Here is a 15,027-nt window from a genome sequence, read left to right as displayed (position 1 = left end):
CGGCCGTGCGGAAAGGCCGCGCTACAGGTCGCCGAAGGGCTTCGCGTACGCGAACTCGCCGCGGATGTCCGGCCGCCAGGCGCTCATCGGCCGGGCCATGAAGAACCGCGGCCCCCACGGACCCGGCGGTGTCACGCCCAGCTCGACCGCCGGCCCGAACCCGAACCGCGGGTAGTACTCCGGGTGCCCGAGCAGCACGACCAGCGGCTCGTCCAGGGCGTCGGCGGCGCCGAGCACCGCGTGCATCAGCGCCGACCCCACGCCCCGGCGCTGCCAGGCGGGCAGCACCCCGAGCGGGCCCAGGCCGATCGCCACCGGCGCGCCGGCCACCGTGCCCCGGGTGCCGACGACGTGCCCGACGACCTGACCGTCGGCGTCGGTGGCGACGAGGGAGAGGGCGGGCAACCAGCCGTCGTCGGCGCGTAGCGCGTCGACCAGGCCGGCCTCCACGGGTACGTCGTCCGGGCCGTCCGCCGCGGCGAAGGCGGCGGTGTGCACCGCGCGGACGGTGGCGACGTCGGCGGGGGTCTCACGTCTGATCAGCATCGATCCGGGATCATGCCGGACTTTCCCGGGACGGGCCACCCCTTTTTCGCGGCGCGGCCTCGCACCGGGGGTGGCGTCCGGGGCGTGACGACGAGGAGGCCGCACGTGCAGACGACGACAGTGGACGCTCCGACCGGCGAGGGCAGCCGTCCAGGATCTCCACCGCGTCGGTGTCGATCCTGGGGGCGCCGGCGACCAGGTCCTTCAGCTTGTCGAGGCTGATGGCTCAGGCCTGGGGCTGGGCGATGTTGACCATCCACGGGGTGCCGAACCGATCTTCGCACTGCCCGAACTCGTCGCCCCACATCTGCTTCTCCAGCGGCACCGACACGATCCCGCCCTGGGACAGCTTCTCCCAGTAGCCGCGCAGTTCGTCGGCGTCGTCGCCGCTCAGGCTGACCGTGTTGCCGTTGCCGCGCCTCAGCTCCAGGCCCGGTGGCATGTCCGAGGCCATCAGCACGTAGCCGCTGGCCGTCCGCAGCATGCCGTGCATGATCTGGTCGGCGATCGCCGGGTTCTCCGTGCCGAACTCGCGGAACGTGGTCAGCGTCAAGTCCCCGCCGAACACCTGGTGGTAGAACTCCATCGCCTCGCGCGCGTTGCCGGCGAAGTTGAGGTACGGGTTGAGCTGCGATGCCACGACATCCTCCTTGAGGTCGACGACCAGGGCCATCGTCGCACCGGTCGCCGCAGTGGCCGGTGCGTACACGCCGCAACCCCATGTACCGGCTGGCTTTCGCCGGCGGTCGGTGCTCGGTCAGTCCTGGTCACGGGGGATGGCTTCGATCGTCTCCAGGTGCCGCTCGCCCCATTCGCCGAGCGGGACGAGTGCCCTGTTCAGCGACTGACCGAACTCGGTCAGCGAGTACTCCACCTTCGGCGGTACCTGATGGTAGACCTCCCGGTGTACCAGGCCGTACGTCTCCATCTCCCGTAGCTGCTGGATCAGCATCTTCTCGCTGATCCCCGCGATCGAACGCCGCACCTCGGCGAACCGGCGGGGTCCGTGGTGCAGTTCCCACAGGATCAGCGCCTTCCACTTGCCACCGACGACGTCGACGGCGGCGTCGAGCCCGCACGAGTAGGTCCGCTTCTTCACGCCAACTCCATACTTACGAAAAGGTGGGTACCTGACAAAATAGTCGGTACTTGATCAGAAGGCAGCACCGCCCGCATCGTGGAGGGAGCCGGGCCGGACGTGCGTACCGCGCTCCGGCCGGCGTATCCGACGCGACATCTCGCGCTGACCCCGATTGGACCAGCAATGACCGACCTCGACCGTGCCCCGGTGACCGTCCTGGGCCTGGGGCCGATGGGCCGGGCCCTCGCCGGCGCCCTGGCCCGCGCCGGCCACCCCACCACCGTCTGGAACAGGACGGCCGCCAGGGCCGACGCACTCGTCGCGCGCGGCGTGCGGCGGGCGGACACGGTCGCCGACGCGGTCACCGCCAGCCCGCTGGTGCTCGCCTGCGTCATCGACTACGCGGCGGTGCAGGCGATCGTTGACCCGGTGGCGCCGTCGCTCAAGGCACGCACCCTGGTCAACCTCACCGCCGACACCCCGCAGCGGGCCCGGGACGCGGCGGCCTGGGCCGCCGCCCACGGCATCGACTACCTCGACGGGGCGATCATGACGCCGGCGCCCACCATCGGCGGACCGGAGGCGCTCATCCTCTACAGCGGACCGGCCGAGGTGTACGAGACCCATCGCGCGAGCCTGGCGAGCCTCGGTGGCAGCGCCGTCCACCTCGGCCCGGACCCGGGCCGGGCGGCCGCGTACGACGTCGCGCTGCTCGACGTCTTCTGGACCGGGATGACCGGCATCGCGCACGCGTTGGCCCTGGCCCGCGCGGAGAACATCACCGGTGCGGAACTGGCCCCCTACGCCAAGGGGATCGGGGGCCTGCTGCCGACCTTCATCGACGACCTCGCCCGTCGGATGGACCACGACGACCACTCGGCGGACATCTCGAACATCGCCTCGGCGTACGCCGGCATGGCCCACATCATCGACGCTGCACAGGCCCACGGCATCGACGCCGGGGCGCTGCGCACGGCGAACGCCGTGGCCCGTCGGATGATCGACGCCGGGCACGGCGACGACAACTTCTCCCGCATGATCCAGGGCTTCACCGGAGCCCGGTGACGGCCGCCGGACACGTGGCCGTACCCCGGAGCTGAGCGGACCGTGACCGGCACCCGGCGGTGGTTGGGGGCGACGGACTGCGCCGCCTCCAACCACCGCCGCCCCGACCCCGCGGTGTGCTCAGTCCTCGCGGAACGACTGGCGGACCACCCCGCCGACCAGCGCGCACCAGGTGCTGGTGCTGACCTTGCCGTTGTCCGGCAGGCCGTGCAGCCGCTGCAGGTCCTGCAGGGCCAGCTTGGTGGCGTGGTCGTACGTGCCGGTGACGGCGACCTCGGCGTAGCCCTTGACGTTCAGGATGAACTGCACGGCCTGCACCGGCAGGCCGGTGGCGTCCTTCTCCAGCTCCGGCGCCAGCGTCTCCCAGGTGGGGCCGGTGATGGTGGCGTCGATGTCGACCGGGATGCCGTTGCGGGCCTGCCAGTCCTGCACGGCGGCGACGGTGGCGGCGTCGAAGGCGCTGTTCGGCGTGACGGCGTAGCCGCGGTAGGCGAGCAGGTACTGGGCGACCCGGACGGAGGGGGAGCCGACGAAGCGCCACAGGTCCGGCCAGCGCCGGGCCGGCACGTCGGCGAGGTCGGTGCCGAGCTTCTTGAACACCCGCCGGCGCACCTGTGGGAAGAGGCGGTAGAACGTCGCGCCCGGGCAGAGGGTGTTGCGGAAGTCCCAGTGGCCGAAGATGTCGTGGGCCTGCAGCTGGTACTGCTGGCAGATGGTGGTGCAGAGCTTCACCAGGGAGTCGAGCAGGTCCTCCGGCGGGGTGTCCGTGACGTAGGTGCCCTCGTTCTCGATGCCGATCGACCGGCCGTTCTCGCCCGGGCAGTGGGCGGAGATCATCTGCCGGTCGCCGGCCTGCAGGCGCTCCAGGCTGCCGCGCCGGCCCTCCATGACGTAGCCGCCGCGGCTGATGGTGAAGTGCTGGCCGGTGTCGGACCAGCGGTTGCCGTCCATGTGCAGGTTCTGGCAGTCCCGGGCCAGCTTGATCGCCTGCGCCTCGGAGTAGTCCGTGACGTTCGGGAACGCCATGTGGTGCACGATGATCTTGTTGGTGGGGATGGCGCTGATCGACAGCGGGTCGGCCGGCGGGCGGGCGCCCCACTCGTCGCAGCTGATGATCCAGTCGAGGTCCGCGCCGGGGTCGGCCTGCGCGGCGGCCGGAAAGGCCAGTTCGGACCCGACGACCGCGACGGCCGCCGTGCCCAGACCGGCCCGCAGCAGTGTACGGCGGTCGAGTTCAGGGTGGTCGAAGTGCATGGCATCTCCTCGGCGGGCCGACGGTGGCCCTGGGGCAGCGATGAAAACGAGCTCCAAAGTGTGCGCGTGAGGTGGAGGATATTGCCATCAGCGGCCCGGCGCTAGATGCGCGCTTCGATCCGATGTGGCGAAACGGGCGCACTGCTGCCGTCAACGGCGGCCGCCCAGCCGCGGCAGGTCAGGGCGTCGACGCCACGACCCGGCCCCGGTGCGGCATCCGCCAGCCCTCGGCGAGCCGGGACGGGTGCACGTTCCGCCCGCCGCCGAAGAACTCGCAGAACTTCATGATCAGTGGATCCCAGCCGAGCGGGTCCACATACGACGTGCCCGGGATGACCAGGTCCTCCTCGACGTGTGCGCGCAGCACCTCCACCTGGAAGGCGGTGGCGTGCGAAGGGGTCCCACCGAACGGGTACGAGGCCACCACCCGGCACTCCAACTGGATCGGGCACTGCGCCACCCGGGGCGGCCCGACCAGGTCCGACGGTTGTGCGGTCAGCCCGGCGAGGGCGAACTTGTCCCGTTCGTACCGGTAGCCCTGTGCCGCCTTGTGCTCCGGCACGATCGGCCTGCCGGTGGTCATGGCGATCCGGTCCACCGCGCCGACCATCGCCGAGGACGGCAGGTTGAGCACGCACTCGCCCTCGCGTACCAGGTTGGCCGTGGTCTGGCCGCTGTCGCCCAGGCCGAGCATGGCCGACCGGCCCAGCCACCACGCGGAGGACATCGGGGCGAGGTTGGCGCTGCCGTCGGGGTTCCGGGAGCTGATCAACACCACCGGTGTCCCGAAGTAGAGCACCTTCAGATCGGGTACGACGTGCATGGTCCTGCCCTTCGCGAGCTGCCACGGCCGGGCGCGATCCGCCCGGCCGGTGACGACTCTCCGCGACGGCGGCGGCGATCGCTGGCGGCGATCGGACCTCGCGCTCCGGCGGGCCACCCACGCTGGCGTGGAACCGGGCGGGCGGGGTCAGCGGTCGGCGGCGAACCGGTCGAGGGCGCGCACGACGTGGCGGCGGGTGTCGGCGGTGCCGAAGTGTCCCGCCTGCTCGACGACGATCAGCTCGGAGTCCGGCCAGGCCTGGTGCAGTTGCCAGGCGGTGTCCAGCGGGCTGCTCAGATCGAGCCGGCCGTGGACCAGCACTCCCGGGATGCCGGCCAGCCGCCCGGCGTCGCGCAGCAGCGCGCCCTCCTCCAACCAGGCGCCGTTGGTGAAGTAGTGGGAGCAGGTCCGGACCAGGGCCGTCCGGGCCGTCGAGGGGCGGTCGCTGTACGGGTTGGTGACGCTCGCCTCCCCGGAAACCACCGCGTCCTCCCAGGCGCACCAGTCGACCGTGGCCCGCTCGCGCACCGCCGGGTCCGGGTGCTCCACCAGCCGGGCGTACGCGCCGACGACGTCGCCGTCGCGGGGCGTGCCGGGAGCGCCGGCGAGGAAGCGGTCCCACTGCTCCGGGAAGAACCGGCCGACGCCCCGGTAGAGCCAGTCGATCTCCGAGCGGCGGGCGCTGGTGACGGCGTTGATGACGATCTCGGACACCCGCTCGGGGTGCCGCTCGGCGTACGCCAGGATCAGCGTGGAGCCCCACGACCCGCCGTGGAGCAACCAGCGCCGCACGCCCAGGTGCTCGCGCAGACGTTCCATGTCGGCGACCAGGTGGTGCGTGGTGTTGTGCCGCATGTCGGTGGCCGGGTCGCTGGCGTGCGGGGTGCTGCGCCCGCAGCCCCGCTGGTCGAACAGCACGATCCGGTACCGCTCGGGGTCGAAGAGCCGACGGACCTGGGTGCCGCATCCCGAGCCCGGTCCACCGTGGACCACGAGCGCGGGCCTGCCGTCGGGATTGCCGCACACCTCCCAGTACACGGCGTTGCCGTCGCCGACGTCGAGCATGCCGTGGTCGTACGGCTCGATCGGCGGATAGCGCTCGTCCATGTGCGGATCCTCCCCGGGGACTAGATACAACAGCGCTGTTACATTAGCCCACATGCCTGACCCCGAACTGCTCGGCACCCGGCTGCGTCACCTGCTCGACCTGCTCGACGGCGAGGTCGCCGCCGTCTACGCCGACCTCGGGCTGCCCGGGTTCCGGCCGCGGTTCACCCCGGTCGTCCGGGCCCTGGCCGCGGGCGGGCCCGCGTCCATCCGCGCGCTGGCCGAGGCGACCGGGGTGACCCACTCCGCCGCCAGCCAGACCGTGGCGCAGATGGCGAAGGAAGACCTGGTCACGCTCACCCCCGGGGCCGACGCCCGCCAGCGCATCGTGCACCTCACGCCGAAGGCCGAATCACTGCTGCCCGTGCTGAACGCCGAATGGGCCGCCACCACGGCCGCCGCCCGCCGGTTCGAGGCCGAGCTGGCGTACCCGCTGAGCCGGCTCGTCGACGAGGCGCTGGCCGCCCTCGGCCGCAGGTCGATGCGGCAGCGGATCGCCGAGGTCGCGCCCGACCTCCGGCCGGAAAACCGGTCCACGGACGACGCCCAGATCATCTATCCTGCTGGTCCACGCCACGGGGGAGGTGCGACGTGAAGCTCGGTGAGGCGCTGGCGGACCGCGCGGACGCGACCCGCCGGGTCGAGCAGCTGCGCAGCCGGATCACGGCCAACGCGCGCTTCCAGGAGGGCGAGACGCCCGCCGAGGACGCCGGGGCGCTCCTCGACGAACTGGACGAGGTGCTCGGCCGGCTGGAGACGCTGATTCGCCGGATCAACCGCACCAACGCCGCCGTCGAGGTGGCCGGGGTGGGCACCCTGACCGACGCGCTGGCGCGCCGGGACGTACTCCGGCTGCGGCACTCCGCGGTCACCGCAGCGGCCGACGCAGCCGCCGGCAGCGGGCGCGGGCAGGCCGTACGCCAGCTCCGCTCGGAGCTGAAGATGCTCGCGGCGCTGCCCGTGGCCGACCTGCGCGCCCGGGCCGACGGCCTGGCCCGGGAAATGCGTGAGCTGGACGTGCTGATCCAGCGCACCAACTGGGAGGCCGACCTGCGCGACTAGACGGCGGTCACGACGATGGGGAGCAGGTAGTCGTCGCGGAGGCGTGCACACCGGCCGGCTGCTGACCGGTCAACCTTCCTGGCGCGCGGAGGGCAGCGCGGGGGTTCGAATCCCCGGATCACCAGGCAGCCCCGCACCCGGGCACAGGGAACAGCGCACGGCGCACAGATCACCACCACGTGCAGATCCACGACGACGAGGGTGGGCTCGGGGCACTCCACATCAATGGCGCAGGCGAGCACACCGCTCAGCCTCCGTCGCCTGCTACGGCGTAGCGGATCCCGTTCGGTCGCAGAATCCAACGGGTCATCGAGGACACGCACGACCGCTTCCTCAGCAGTCAGCGATGGGGGCGCACCTTGTCGGGGGTGAGAGCTGTCATGGCGATCGTGCGGCCCTCGTCGTCTGAGAACTCGACCTCGTAAGCCAGGTTCGGTTGCTCGAAGACATGCACGATCGTGCCCACCGCGCCAGCGCGGATCTGATGATCCGGCAGGTCCACCACGGCTTCCACCACGTCGAACAACTCCACGCTGGAATCCCTCTCTAGGGGAACGAAATGGTGATCAGGCGAGGGGTCGACGAGCCTTGGTCGAGCATCCATGCGGTACGCACCATGACAGTTCCCTTGGGCCCGGTCAAGGGCAGGTCCACCGACCATCGTTGGCCATATTCATCAACTTTTCCCGGCCTGGGAGTCCCGGCGCGAACTCCCTCCCGGATCTGCTGCTCTATGAGCCCGGCATCCCCGACGTCCAACCCGGTCACAGAATTGATCACGCGGTACTTGTCCTTGCCGCGGGGATGCTCCGGGTTCATCGCGTAGGAGGTGATCTTCCGCGGATCGATCTCGGTATCGCTGAAGTCCGGTGTCCCCGGCTCGAGCGGAACTCGCGGCTGCTCCGGCTCACGCGGTGTGCCAGACGGACTTCCCTCCCGCCGTAGCCGGTTCAACAGTTGCTTGAGCTTGTCGATCAGCTCGCTCAGCCGTCGCATCTCCGGGATGAGCCGCCGCAGGCTGTTCAGCAGCCCCCGCAGCCACGTCGCGATCTTCGCGGCCCACGCCGCCACCGTCGTGCTCACCTGCTCGAGCACCAGGGGAGTGGCGAATCCCAGCGACGCCACCTCCTCGGCCGCGTACACGATCAGGCGGGAGACGCACGTGGCGATGGCGTCGCGGACCATGAGCCGGACGGCGGCGACGAGGAACCCGGTGCCCTCGGTGACCAGCGCCATGGTCTCGGCGGCGGCGCCGAGCGCGCCGACCGCCTGCTGCTGCTCGCCCGCCCAGGACCGGTAGGCGGGGCCGGCCCCGCCACCCCAGTCGCCCGCGTCCAGCCGGACGGCCCGGCCCAGGCCCTCCGCCTCGTCGCGCAGTGACGTGGCGACGTTGCGCCAGGTCCGGGCGTTGGCGGCGATCTCCGCCGGGTCTCCGGCGAGCCAGTCGAGGGCCTCGGTCAGCGGTCGGACATGCTCGATGATCCAGGAGATCCCGTACTGCAGGAGGGAACCGACGGGATCGGAGACGAGCGCCAGGCCGTCGAGACTGAACCCGACCACGCCGAGGCTGCTGTCGATCCAGCTGCCCTGCCGGACGCCCTCCCCGATGAGCTGGATGTCCTCGGCGATCCACACGCCCGCCCAGGGGCTGCTCTCCCGGTCGGCGGTGGCGACCAGCGGGTTGGTCACGGTGTCCGCCGGAGGCGCCGCAATGTCGCGTCGGCCCTGCCGTCCGTCTCCTCGTACCGCGCGGCCGCGGTTCGCACCCGGCCGGCCGTGTCGCGCACCGACCGGGCCGCCGCGTCCAGCCCGTGAACGAGTACGCCCTGCACCTGGTCGAGCAGCATCGGCACCACCGCGCACAACTGCCCGTACGAGTCGGCGCCGGCCCGGACCGATCGCCCGGCCCCGCAGGCGAGGCGCACCGCGTCGGCGATCTCGTCGAGGTGGGCGGCGTGGACGGCGAGATCGGCCGGGGCCACCCGGATGCCGTCAGGGTCCGGCACCGGCGCCGTCCTCTCCGGGCGTGCGGAGTCGCCGCCCGTACGAGGCGACGATGACCGGCCCGGCCGGATCGTCCGGTCCGAGCATCTCCTCGGTCACGCGGGTCACCTGCCGCAGCAGCTCCGCGTACGCCTTTCGGGTCGTGGTGAGCACCTGCGCCGCCGTCCGGGCGGCCGGCTGGGCGCGGGTCCGCTCGTCGAGCCGCAGGTCGACCAGCGCCCCGGAGGAGTCCACTGTCGCCTCGACCGTGCGGTCGGCGCTGTGGGCGGTCGCCGTCAGGCCGGCCAGGCGAGCGGACAGGGCGCGGGCCCGGGTCGCCCGGTCCGCGACCGCCGACTCCCAGCCGTCGACACGGTGTCGCGCCGCGTCCAGCTCAGCCTCGTCCGCCCACACGTCGCCACCTCCCCAGGCCGGTCCGCGCGCACTGCACTGTGGATGGTCACGGGCGGCCGTGACGTTACCAAAGGGAACCAGCCGGTGTCCGTCCGTGACGTCCGGCAGCCCGGTGGAGCGCCGCCGCGACCACGCGGGCACCGCACGTCTCCGGCCCCCTCTTTCTGGACGGCCACCCGGGCCGGCGTCGACCCAGATGGGCTGACGCGGTGGCGACGCCCGACGGTGACAGTGGGCGGCTCCGCCGCGCCCGGTGACCGACCGGACTCCTGCCGGCCCCGGACCGACATCGCGGCACCCCCGCTGTCCGGACGGCCCAGAAGGCAGGACTGCCGGCCGCCGAAGTGGGTATGCGCGGCGCCGGGAGGCGGGCGCCTCCGGAAACGAGGGGGTCATGGTAGCCGCCGCCGGAATCGTTGGCCTGGTCATTGTCGTCGTGCTCGTCGCGCTGCTGCTCGCGCTGAGCGTACGGATGGTGCAGCAGTACCAGCGCGGAATCGTGTTCCGTTTCGGGCGGGTGCTGGACCGCATCCGGGAGCCCGGTTTGCACCTGATCGTGCCGATCGCCGACCGGATGGTCCGGGTGAGCATGCAGACCACCGTGATCGGGGTACCCGCGCAGGGCGCGATCACCAAGGACAACGTCACCCTGACCGTCGACGCGGTCGTCTACTACCGGGTGGTCGACCCGGTGAAGGCGCTGGTCAACGTGCGGGACTACCCGTCGGCGGTGCTCCAGGTCGCGCAGACCGCGCTGCGGTCGGTGATCGGCAAGGCCGACCTGGACACGGTGCTCGGCGACCGGGACCGGATCAACGCGGAACTGAAGGCGGTCATCGACGCGCCGACCGAGAAGCCGTGGGGGCTGCTCATCGAACGGGTCGAGGTCAAGGACGTCTCCCTGCCGGAGGGGATGAAGCGGTCCATGTCGCGGCAGGCCGAGGCGGAGCGGGAACGCCGGGCCCGGGTGATCGCCGCCGACGGCGAGTTCCAGGCGTCCCGGCGACTCGCCGACGCCTCCCGGGCGATGGCCAACACCCCGGGGGCGTACCAGCTGCGGTTGCTCCAGACGGTGGTGGACGTGGCGGCGGAGAAAAACAGCACCCTGGTCATGCCAGTCCCGGTGGAGCTGCTCCGGTTCTTCGACAAGATGGCGCGCGGCGCCGGGGCGGAGGCGGGCGCGGATGAGCTGGCGCCGACCGTGCCCGGCGACGGCCACCGCCGGGAGGGCAATCGCTGACCGGCCGCCCGCCCTACGACGGCCGGGACCTGATCACCCTGCGGACCCAGCATCAAGCAGCCCGGCGACCGGCCCCAGCCGGCAGGGAACGGTTTCGTCAGCACCACCGGGACGGCCACCGTCGACATTGTCTCCCCGTCGCCGCACCAGGGCGGCACGGAGGTGAGCCATGCCTGCCGTGGTGCGTTACGGTGTTTCCCGACCGACGGGTTCGGGTAGGTCGGGGCCGACCGACCTGATGGACCGTGTGGAGGGCAGCCATGAAAGACAACTTCGGCGACGCGGTGGGTGACGCCCTCGGTGCGGTGATGCTCTTCCTGCCCAAGGCGGTCGCCTTCGTGGCGATCCTGGTGGTGGGTTGGCTGGTCGCCAAGGCCGTACTGAAGATCGTGGACAAGGTCCTGGATCGGGTGCACTTCGACAAGGCCGTCGAGCGGGGTGGCATCAAGACCGCGCTGGCCCGATCGAGGTACGACGCCAGCGACATCGTCGCCAAGCTCGCCTACTACGGGGTGCTGCTGGTCACCCTGCAACTCGCGTTCGGGATCTGGGGTCCGAACCCGATCTCCGATCTGATTGCCGGCGTGATCGCCTGGCTGCCCCGCGCCTTCGTCGCGATCGTCATCGTGGTGGTGGCCGCGGCCATCGCCACGGCGGTCAAGGACATCATCGGCAGTGCCCTCGGCGGCCTGTCGTACGGCCGGGTGCTGGCCAACATCGCCTCGGTGTTCATCCTGGGCCTGGGTGTCATCGCCGCGCTCAACCAGATCGGGGTGGCCACCGCGGTCACCACTCCGGTGCTGATCGCCGTGCTCGCCACCGTCGGCGGCATCCTGGTCGTCGGCGTCGGTGGCGGACTGGTGCGGCCGATGCAGAGCCGCTGGGAGAACTGGCTCACCCGTGCCGAGCGGGAGTCGCAGGTCATCGCCACGCACGCCCGGGCGTACCAGGCCGGCAAGCGTGACGTGCAGGTCCACCTGGCCCCGCCGGTCACCCCGTACGCCGAGTCGGAGCAGACCCAGGTGGTGTCCCGCCCCGACGACGCGGACCGGACCCAGGTGGTGTCCCGCCCCGACGACGCGGACCGGACCCAGCCGGTCGGCCCGTACGCCGCGTCGGAGGCGACCCGGCCGGCCAACCCGGTCGTCCCGCCCCGGCAGGCGACGGCCAGCCACGACGAGCCGGCGCCGGCCGACAACGAGGCCACCATGGTCATCCCGCCGACCGACGGCGACGCGTTCCGCCGCTGACCGCACCACCGCCGAGCGGGGTGGGACCCGCACGGGTCCCACCCCGGTCCGGTGTCGGCCGCGCCGAACGGGATCGCCAGGCCGGCCGGCGGGCGCTAGCATCGGCGCATGACCTGGCGATGTTGATCCACAGCTGAGGGCCGCAACCGCGGGCCACCCCGGACGCCGCACGTCCCGCGTCCGTCCGGTCCCGTGGAAAGGCCCTCATGACCGTCACCGTCCCACCCGTGCCCGCGGCCCGCCGCCTGGCGGCCACCCTCTACGGGTACGCGTTCCTCCAGGACTTCGTCCTGCTCTACCCGGTGTACGCGCTGCTGTTCAGCGACACCGGCCTGTCGATCGGCCAGATCTCCTCGCTCTTCGTCGTCTGGTCGGCGACCAGCATCCTGCTGGAGGTGCCCTCCGGCGCCTGGGCGGACGCGGTCTCCCGCCGGCTGCTGCTCTGCCTCGCCCCGCTGCTCGCCGGCGCCGGCTACGCACTGTGGGTGCTGACCCCGTCCTACGGGGCGTTCGCCCTCGGCTTCGTCCTCTGGGGAGCTGGCGGCGCGCTCGGCTCCGGCGCCCTGGAGGCGCTGGTCTTCACCGAACTCGACCGTCTCGGCGCGGCCGGCCGCTACGCCCGCACCATGGGCCGGGCGCGGACCGCCGGGGTGCTCGGCGTGCTCGCCTCGATCGGCCTGGCCGGGCCGGTGCTCGCCGTCGGCGGCTACCCGGCCGTCGGCGCGGCGAGCGTGCTGGCCAGCGTGCTCGCCGCCGCCGTCGCCACCCGATTCCCCGAACACCGTCCGTCCCCGGCGGCCCCCGCCGGCGCCGCGCCGGAGCTGGTGGAGGACGGCGACGACCTGGGCTGGGCGGCGACCCTGCGCGCCGGCCTCGCCGAGGCCCGGGCCGACCCGCGGGTACGCGGGGCGGTGCTGCTCGTCCCGGCGGTGACCGCCGTCTGGGGCGCCCTCGACGAGTACACGCCGCTGCTGGCCCGGGACACCGGCGTCGCCGAGTCGACCGTGCCGCTGCTGCTCCTGCTCGTCTGGGCCGGGGTGACCCTGGGTGGCCTGCTCGCCGCGCCGGCCGAACGGCTGGGCACCCGCGGCTACGCGGCGCTGCTGGTGCTGGCCGCCCTGACGCTCGCCGCCGGGGCGGGACTGCGCGACCCGGCCGGGTTCGTGCTGGTCGGCGTCGCCTTCTGCGCCTTCCAGCTGGCCACGGTGCTGGCCGACGCCCGGCTGCAGGCGCGGATCACCGGCCCGGGCCGGGCCACCGTCACCTCGGTCGCCGGCATGGCCACCGACCTGGCCATCATCGCCGCCTACGGCGGGTACGCCGTGGTCGCCGGTGTGGGCGGCAACCCGGCCGCCTTCGCGGTGGCGGCCGTGCCGTACCTGCTGGTGGCCGGCTGGCTGCTGGGCTCGCGGGACGGTCGACGGCGCGGTCCGGCGAGGGAGCCGGTGGCCGGCCGCAGCGGCGAGCCGGCCTGACCGGGGTGAGCTACGACCGCTGGTGTGCCGAGATCGTGCAGCAGAGCGACCTGCTCCGGTTCCATCTCGACGGCGCCGCCGCGCCGCCGGTGAAGCCGAGCGCGGTGAAGAACTCCACCCCCGCCGGGAGATCCCGCACCGGCAGGTTGACGAAGGTGGTCGTGCTCATCTCCCCGCCTCCTCGGACTCCAGCAGCTGCTTGAGTACGGCCAACCGTTCCCGCCAGTACGCCTTGAGTCGGGTCGCCTGCTCGGCGTCGGTGAGCTTCTCGTGCAGCACGGCCACGGTGGCCTTCGTGTCGCCCTTGGGCGCGAAGCCGACCGCGATCCGGGTCGGGCCGCCGTCCCAGTCGGCGCGGAAGGTCTTCGGCCGGGTCGCCGTGCGTACCCGAACCTCCACGTCGGGCAGCCACCGCCGGCGCAGCCCGTCGTCGGCGAACGCCTCGAACAGCCGGTCGACCGGCACCGCGACCGTACGGCTGCCGGTGGCCTCCCAGCCGCCGCCGCGCCGCTGCCCGGGGGCGCGCAGGCCACGCGCCTGCTCGTACCCGACGGTGACGGTCTGCGCCCACCAGCCCGGCACCTCGTGCGCGGTCACCAGCCAGCGAGCCGTCTCGGTGTGCGTACGCCGCACCGCGTCCCACTCGTCGAGCAGGGTGAACCACTCGTCCCAACCGCGTCCGGTGCGCTCGCGGATCAGCGCCTCGGAGATCCGGTCGGTCTGGGCCGCCCCCGCTCCGGTGGCCGGCGGGGTGGATCCGGCGAGCGCCGGGATCGACGGTTCAGCCGGGACGGCGCCGGCCAGCAGGTGCCGGCGGGCCGTCGTGTAGCTTTCGCCGGTCTTGCCCATCCGGGTGCGGACCCGGGACTTGAAGGATTTCTGGCGCGTCATCACATGCTCCCTGTCGACGGCGCGACCGCAGGACTCACGCTCCCGTCGACCCGCCGTTGCCTGGGCATGTGGCACGGCGCCCCGAGGACCGAGGTCCCCTTTGCCTCCGCGACGCCGGCGGCGTGAGCACCGGTAAGGAGGTGAGGCGCGGGACAGCGCCGACGCCATGCTAACCCGGCGCGCCGCGGCAGGCGAGTAGGTCGCGCCAGCTCAGTCGGGCAGGGCGTCGAGGTAGACCCAGCGTCCGTCCTCCCGGGCGAAGCGGCTGCGCTCGTGCAGCGTCCCCGGCCGGCCCGCCTCGCGGTAGTGGGCGCGGAACTCGACGGTGCCCGTGCTGTCGAACAGGCCACCCCGGTCGGTGTCCACGATCTCCAGGCGGGTCCACTGCTCGCCCGGGTCGAGCCGAAGCCGGGCCGGCCGGGTGGAGGAGTGCCAACTGTGCAGCAGGTACGCGGCGTCACCGACGGCGAAGGCGCTGAACCGGGAGCGCATCAGCGCCTCGGCCGTCCCCGCCGTACCCTCGCCGCGGTGTACGGGCCCGCAGCAGTCGGCGTACGGCAGGCCGGATCCGCACGGGCACGGCCGGTCCGGGTCGTCGGCCGCGCTCCGGCGGGCTCCACGTTTCGCCACGGCGCTCATCCTGCCGCACGGGTCGGGCGCCGACTCCGGCGGCTGACCACCCGTCCGCCCGCCCGCAAGCGGACGCGGAGACGGCGAAAGGGCCGACCCCCGGTTGGGGGTCGGCCCTTTCGTGTGTGTCTGGTGTCAGCTGGTGGCGGAGTAGCCGCGGGTGGCGATCCAGTCGGCGAGGTTGTCGACGGTGATCTGGTAGGAGG

At 72.6% G+C, this 15,027-nt stretch carries 19 protein-coding genes; 6 read left to right on the top strand and 13 right to left on the bottom strand.

The window, feature by feature from the left end:
* Nucleotides 1-21: 21 nt before the first annotated feature.
* From AB0I41_RS29620 to AB0I41_RS29610, 3 genes are all read right to left on the bottom strand, one after another.
* A complete protein-coding gene (locus AB0I41_RS29620) occupies nucleotides 22-546 on the bottom strand; it encodes an N-acetyltransferase (RefSeq protein WP_357113882.1) in 525 nt (174 codons plus the stop codon).
* Between the two features lie 226 nt (nucleotides 547-772).
* Nucleotides 773-1,255, bottom strand: coding sequence for a VOC family protein (locus AB0I41_RS29615; protein WP_357113881.1), 483 nt, complete (start codon nucleotides 1,253-1,255; stop codon nucleotides 773-775).
* 48 nt (nucleotides 1,256-1,303) lie between these two features.
* Nucleotides 1,304-1,645 (bottom strand): helix-turn-helix domain-containing protein, encoded by a 342-nt coding sequence (locus tag AB0I41_RS29610; protein ID WP_357113880.1) that lies wholly within the window; start codon nucleotides 1,643-1,645, stop codon nucleotides 1,304-1,306.
* A 165-nt stretch (nucleotides 1,646-1,810) separates the two neighbouring features.
* Here AB0I41_RS29610 and AB0I41_RS29605 point away from each other — a divergent pair, with 165 nt between their 5' ends.
* Nucleotides 1,811-2,692 carry an NAD(P)-binding domain-containing protein gene (locus AB0I41_RS29605; RefSeq protein WP_357113879.1) on the top strand — a complete coding sequence of 294 codons (882 nt, stop codon included), beginning with the start codon at nucleotides 1,811-1,813 and terminating at the stop codon, nucleotides 2,690-2,692.
* 120 nt (nucleotides 2,693-2,812) lie between these two features.
* On the opposite strand, the gene AB0I41_RS29600 is transcribed toward AB0I41_RS29605, so the two are convergent.
* The 3 genes from AB0I41_RS29600 to pip all read right to left on the bottom strand — a co-directional run bounded on the left by AB0I41_RS29600 (nucleotide 2,813) and on the right by pip (nucleotide 5,876).
* Entirely contained in the window at nucleotides 2,813-3,946 is a 1,134-nt protein-coding gene (locus AB0I41_RS29600; protein WP_357113878.1) for an N-acetylmuramoyl-L-alanine amidase, read from the bottom strand.
* A 178-nt stretch (nucleotides 3,947-4,124) separates the two neighbouring features.
* Nucleotides 4,125-4,769 carry a flavin reductase family protein gene (locus AB0I41_RS29595; RefSeq protein ID WP_357113877.1) on the bottom strand — a complete coding sequence of 215 codons (645 nt, stop codon included), beginning with the start codon at nucleotides 4,767-4,769 and terminating at the stop codon, nucleotides 4,125-4,127.
* A 147-nt stretch (nucleotides 4,770-4,916) separates the two neighbouring features.
* Nucleotides 4,917-5,876 (bottom strand): prolyl aminopeptidase, encoded by a 960-nt coding sequence (pip, locus tag AB0I41_RS29590; protein WP_357113876.1) that lies wholly within the window; start codon nucleotides 5,874-5,876, stop codon nucleotides 4,917-4,919.
* Between the two features lie 52 nt (nucleotides 5,877-5,928).
* Between pip and AB0I41_RS29585 the strand changes: the two genes are divergently transcribed.
* Nucleotides 5,929-6,471, top strand: coding sequence for a MarR family transcriptional regulator (locus AB0I41_RS29585; protein ID WP_357113875.1), 543 nt, complete (start codon nucleotides 5,929-5,931; stop codon nucleotides 6,469-6,471).
* The gene (locus AB0I41_RS29580) at nucleotides 6,468-6,938 is read left to right on the top strand and encodes a DIP1984 family protein (protein WP_357113874.1); all 471 of its coding nucleotides are present in this window, start codon (nucleotides 6,468-6,470) and stop codon (nucleotides 6,936-6,938) included. The genes AB0I41_RS29585 and AB0I41_RS29580 overlap by 4 nt, the downstream gene beginning before the upstream one ends.
* A gap of 340 nt (nucleotides 6,939-7,278) precedes the next feature.
* On the opposite strand, the gene AB0I41_RS29575 is transcribed toward AB0I41_RS29580, so the two are convergent.
* Genes AB0I41_RS29575 through AB0I41_RS29560 form a run of 4 tightly spaced genes read right to left on the bottom strand, consistent with a single transcriptional unit; the run spans nucleotide 7,279 to nucleotide 9,335 of the window.
* Nucleotides 7,279-7,470, bottom strand: a complete 192-nt coding sequence (locus AB0I41_RS29575) for a DUF4926 domain-containing protein (RefSeq protein WP_357113873.1) — start codon at nucleotides 7,468-7,470, stop codon at nucleotides 7,279-7,281.
* 14 nt (nucleotides 7,471-7,484) lie between these two features.
* Nucleotides 7,485-8,627, bottom strand: a complete 1,143-nt coding sequence (locus AB0I41_RS29570; RefSeq protein ID WP_357113872.1) for a DUF6883 domain-containing protein — start codon at nucleotides 8,625-8,627, stop codon at nucleotides 7,485-7,487.
* Nucleotides 8,624-8,944: a type VII secretion target gene (locus AB0I41_RS29565; protein WP_357113871.1), complete on the bottom strand. Its 321-nt coding sequence runs from the start codon at nucleotides 8,942-8,944 to the stop codon at nucleotides 8,624-8,626. The genes AB0I41_RS29570 and AB0I41_RS29565 overlap by 4 nt, the downstream gene beginning before the upstream one ends.
* Complete coding sequence (locus AB0I41_RS29560) at nucleotides 8,931-9,335, bottom strand: YbaB/EbfC family nucleoid-associated protein (RefSeq protein ID WP_357113870.1); 405 nt, start codon at nucleotides 9,333-9,335, stop codon at nucleotides 8,931-8,933. The genes AB0I41_RS29565 and AB0I41_RS29560 overlap by 14 nt, the downstream gene beginning before the upstream one ends.
* Before the next feature lie 394 nt (nucleotides 9,336-9,729).
* On the opposite strand from AB0I41_RS29560, the gene AB0I41_RS29555 reads away from it, so the two are divergent.
* From AB0I41_RS29555 to AB0I41_RS29545, 3 genes are all read left to right on the top strand, one after another.
* A complete protein-coding gene (locus AB0I41_RS29555) occupies nucleotides 9,730-10,575 on the top strand; it encodes an SPFH domain-containing protein (RefSeq protein WP_357113869.1) in 846 nt (281 codons plus the stop codon).
* Nucleotides 10,576-10,835: 260 nt separating this feature from the next.
* On the top strand, nucleotides 10,836-11,825 hold the full coding sequence (locus AB0I41_RS29550) for a hypothetical protein (protein ID WP_357113868.1): 990 nt from the start codon (nucleotides 10,836-10,838) through the stop codon (nucleotides 11,823-11,825).
* A 206-nt stretch (nucleotides 11,826-12,031) separates the two neighbouring features.
* On the top strand, nucleotides 12,032-13,300 hold the full coding sequence (locus AB0I41_RS29545) for an MFS transporter (RefSeq protein ID WP_357113867.1): 1,269 nt from the start codon (nucleotides 12,032-12,034) through the stop codon (nucleotides 13,298-13,300).
* 10 nt (nucleotides 13,301-13,310) lie between these two features.
* Here the strand turns inward: AB0I41_RS29545 and AB0I41_RS29540 are convergent, their stop codons facing one another.
* From AB0I41_RS29540 to AB0I41_RS29530, 3 genes are all read right to left on the bottom strand, one after another.
* A complete protein-coding gene (locus AB0I41_RS29540; protein ID WP_357113866.1) occupies nucleotides 13,311-13,469 on the bottom strand; it encodes a hypothetical protein in 159 nt (52 codons plus the stop codon).
* Nucleotides 13,466-14,191: a hypothetical protein gene (locus AB0I41_RS29535; RefSeq protein ID WP_357113865.1), complete on the bottom strand. Its 726-nt coding sequence runs from the start codon at nucleotides 14,189-14,191 to the stop codon at nucleotides 13,466-13,468. Before AB0I41_RS29535 ends, AB0I41_RS29540 begins: the two co-directional genes overlap by 4 nt.
* 210 nt (nucleotides 14,192-14,401) lie before the next feature.
* Nucleotides 14,402-14,830, bottom strand: coding sequence for a YchJ family protein (locus tag AB0I41_RS29530; protein ID WP_357113864.1), 429 nt, complete (start codon nucleotides 14,828-14,830; stop codon nucleotides 14,402-14,404).
* Nucleotides 14,831-15,027 lie beyond the last annotated feature (197 nt).

Source organism: Micromonospora sp. NPDC050200 (genome assembly GCF_040656135.1).
In the GTDB taxonomy this organism is placed as follows: domain Bacteria; phylum Actinomycetota; class Actinomycetes; order Mycobacteriales; family Micromonosporaceae; genus Micromonospora.
The sequence above is the reverse complement of the archived record's forward strand: the minus strand, read 5'-3'. Positions and strand labels throughout refer to the sequence as shown.